At 67.3% G+C, this 3,008-nt stretch carries 3 protein-coding genes; 2 read left to right on the forward strand and 1 reads right to left on the reverse strand.

Annotated features, from left to right (window positions below; translation table 11 throughout):
- The coding region (locus tag AB0M20_RS35210; protein ID WP_364304807.1) for a transposase at nucleotides 1-362 on the forward strand (362 nt) is incomplete at its 5' end.
- 212 nt (nucleotides 363-574) lie between these two features.
- On the opposite strand, the gene AB0M20_RS35215 is transcribed toward AB0M20_RS35210, so the two are convergent.
- Nucleotides 575-1,438, reverse strand: a complete 864-nt coding sequence (locus tag AB0M20_RS35215) for a hypothetical protein (protein WP_364304808.1) — start codon at nucleotides 1,436-1,438, stop codon at nucleotides 575-577.
- Nucleotides 1,439-2,200: 762 nt separating this feature from the next.
- Between AB0M20_RS35215 and AB0M20_RS35220 the strand changes: the two genes are divergently transcribed.
- On the forward strand, nucleotides 2,201-3,008 hold an 808-nt coding region (locus tag AB0M20_RS35220; RefSeq protein WP_364304811.1), incomplete at its 3' end, for a nitronate monooxygenase.

Raw genomic sequence — 3,008 nt, forward strand, 5'->3', positions numbered from 1 at the left:
TCGAGGCGATCGAGCAGAAATTCCCGGCCGCGGCCGGACACCTCGACGACGCCCGCGGTGATCTCCTCGCATTCACGGTGTTCCCGCGCGAGATCTGGCGGCAGATCTGGTCCAACAATCCGCAGGAGCGGCTGAACAAAGAGATCCGCCGGCGCACCGACGTTGTTGGGATCTTCCCGAACCGGGCGGCGATCATCCGCCTGGTCGGCGCGGTGCTGGCCGAGCAGACCGACGAATGGACCGAAGCCCGCCGCTACATGGGCCTGGAACTGCTCACCAAAGCCCGCCTCGCCACCGTCAACGGCGAGCGCGCCGACCCATCCACCGCCACCGCTACCGAACCGGCGCCGATCGCCGCTTAGGATCAACCCGGATCTCCACGGTGATCGTCTTCTACACCACTCCCGTGGACGCGACCCTTCGCGGGGCCGGCTTGGTGGCCGGGTTCCCACAGGGTCACCCATTGGGTAAGAGTGATGCGGCCGGAGTTGGGTCCGCAACCCGGAGCGGGGCACGTGCTGCCAGAACCGTGGGTTTGACGTCCGGGTCAGGACGTGCCACCGCGCGCCGCAGGCTAGACCGGCGGCTTCCCCGGCTCGACGATCAGAGGATCCGGGAGGTCGTCCCGCACCGGCCGGATCTCCTCTGAATACTGCACCGAGTCGAAGGTCGCCTTCCTCGTACGCTTGCCGCCGCCGGATTTGCCACGCGACCTGCCGCCCTTATTCTTGCCCACCTCGAGGGCCGTCGGAATGTCGTCGCTGCTGGGAAGGCCGGTCTCCGCGAAGAGCAACTTCTTCGTCGTGGGTAGCTTCCCAGCGGCGGAAGCCAGCTTCTTGGCTGTCGAACGGCTAGTCGCAGCGGCCGCCAGCTTCGTCGTAGTGGCGACGGGGGCCGGCTTCGTTGGCGTCGACGGCGTCGCGACGGACGGGGACTTCTTCGCCGATCGGGTCGTCGCTGCGGAGGCCGACTTCTTCGCCGATCGGGTCGTCGCGGCGGAGGCCGACTTCTTCGTCGTCGACCGGGTCGACTTCGAGGCAGTGGTCTCCAGTTTGATCAGCTTCTTGACCAGTTCGGGCTTTTTCAGATTGGCGGTGTCCTTCACGCCACGGTTCTGCAGTTTGCGGCGCAGCTCGCCGACCTTCATTGCAGCGATCGCGCTCTCACTCACGCCGGGGGTGGTGGGGGTGTCGTTGGCGCTCGTCGACTTCTTCCGGCCGGACGCCGACCCCTTGGCCGAGCCTCTCGTCTCCAGTTTGATCAGCTTGTTGACCAGTTCGGGCTTTTTCAGATTGGCGGTGTCCTTCACGCCACGGTTCTGCAGTTTGCGGCGCAGCTCGCCGACCTTCATCGCAGCGATCGCGCTCTCACTCACGCCGGGGGTGTTGGGGGTGTCGTTGCCGCTGGTCGGGTTCTTGGCGCTCTTGGTGGCAGCCACGCCGATCCACCTCGCATTCCATCGTTGCTTCCCGCTAGATCACTGGCATTACCCAGCAATTCCGCGGATCACACCGAAGCGAAGAACGTGGAAAGCGGCGGGCGCCCGGAGCCCTGGCGGTGGCGTCTACGTCCGGTTCGAGCCCGCCTTCGACGACGACCTGACGCGGATCGGCCTGCGCCGGCCGGCGAACGCGGACGGCTCACCCCTCACGGCGGATCAGGTGAGCACCAACGACGCCGCATGGCGAGCGGTCGTGCTGGCCGCCCAGCGGGGCCGAGGCGAACTTCGCGGACGTGAACGTCCGCTTCACCACCGCGTCCCCGGTGGACCAAATCGGCAACGGCAACTTCACGACCGTCCAGGTCGGCGGACTCAGCCCGTCACCCGAAGGGCAGCGCGAATACGGCTTCGTGCAGACGGATAACCGGCCGCGGGGGGAACCGGACAGAAATGCCACGTCTACGCCGGGGAGTTCAGCCGCCGGGGACCCCCGGTGACGGATGACGATCGTTATCGGGCCATCTTCGCGCCGTTGGCCGTCGCGGACGGTCACCCGCCGACGGCTGCACGTCCGCGCGGCGATCACCGCGTTCGGCACGTTCGTCGGCCACGTCGTCTCGCACGAGGCCGGGCATGTCCTGCCCGGCCACGGTCACGGGAAGGGCACGCTGAGGCGGAGGGCTGGGTCAGCCTCGCGGAGGCCACGGCATCAGGAGGTTCGTACTCAGCAGCAGGCTGGGAAGCGAGAGGCCGCCCCACATGATGACCAGTTCGTCGTCCTCATGTAAGAAGCTGCGGATCGGCATTGTCGCCATCTGGACACGTCGTGGTGTACCGGAAAGGCTTCGCCGGGACGACGATGAGGCTGTGTTGCGGACACCGCTGTGCGACTTGCTCGGTATCGAGGTGCCGATCATCTGTGCTGCGTTCGGTCCGTGGAGCCAGGTGGATCTCGCGGCGGCCGTGAGTAACGCCGGCGCGCTGGGAAGTGTGGGCACGGCCCTGCGGACGGTTCCCGACCTTCGCGCGCAGTGGGATCGCCTGCGGGACTTGACCGATCGGCCGTTCGCGATCAATCACACGCTGCGTCCGCTGGACATGGAGGCGTTCGAGGCGACTCTGCGGGAGCGGCCGGCTGCCATCTCGTTCCACATCGGTGACCCTGGCGACCTGGTGCGCCGGGCGCATGACGCCGGCATCCTGTGGATTCAGCAGGTGTTCGATCTCGATCAGGCACGGCGTGCGGTCGACCGGGGGGCCGATGTCATCATCGCGCAGGGTGGTGAGGCGGGCGGCAACGGTGGGTTCATCGGCGCGATGGTGATGGTGCCCGCAGTGGTGGATCTGGCCGGCGCTGTGCCGGTGGTGGCCTCGGGCGGCATAGCCGACGGTCGCGGCATAGCGGCGGCGCTGGCGCTGGGCGCTCAAGGGGTCAACCTCGGTACCCGGTTCCTGGCCACGACTGAGATGCACATCAGCGACCGGTGGAAGCGGTCTATACTGGCTGCCGGGCCCCTCGACGCGGTCAAGGTTGACTTCGCCGATGCGGTTCTGCCGCCGTTGTCGC

The organism is Actinoplanes sp. NPDC051633 (assembly GCF_040681735.1).
Taxonomy (GTDB): domain Bacteria; phylum Actinomycetota; class Actinomycetes; order Mycobacteriales; family Micromonosporaceae; genus Actinoplanes.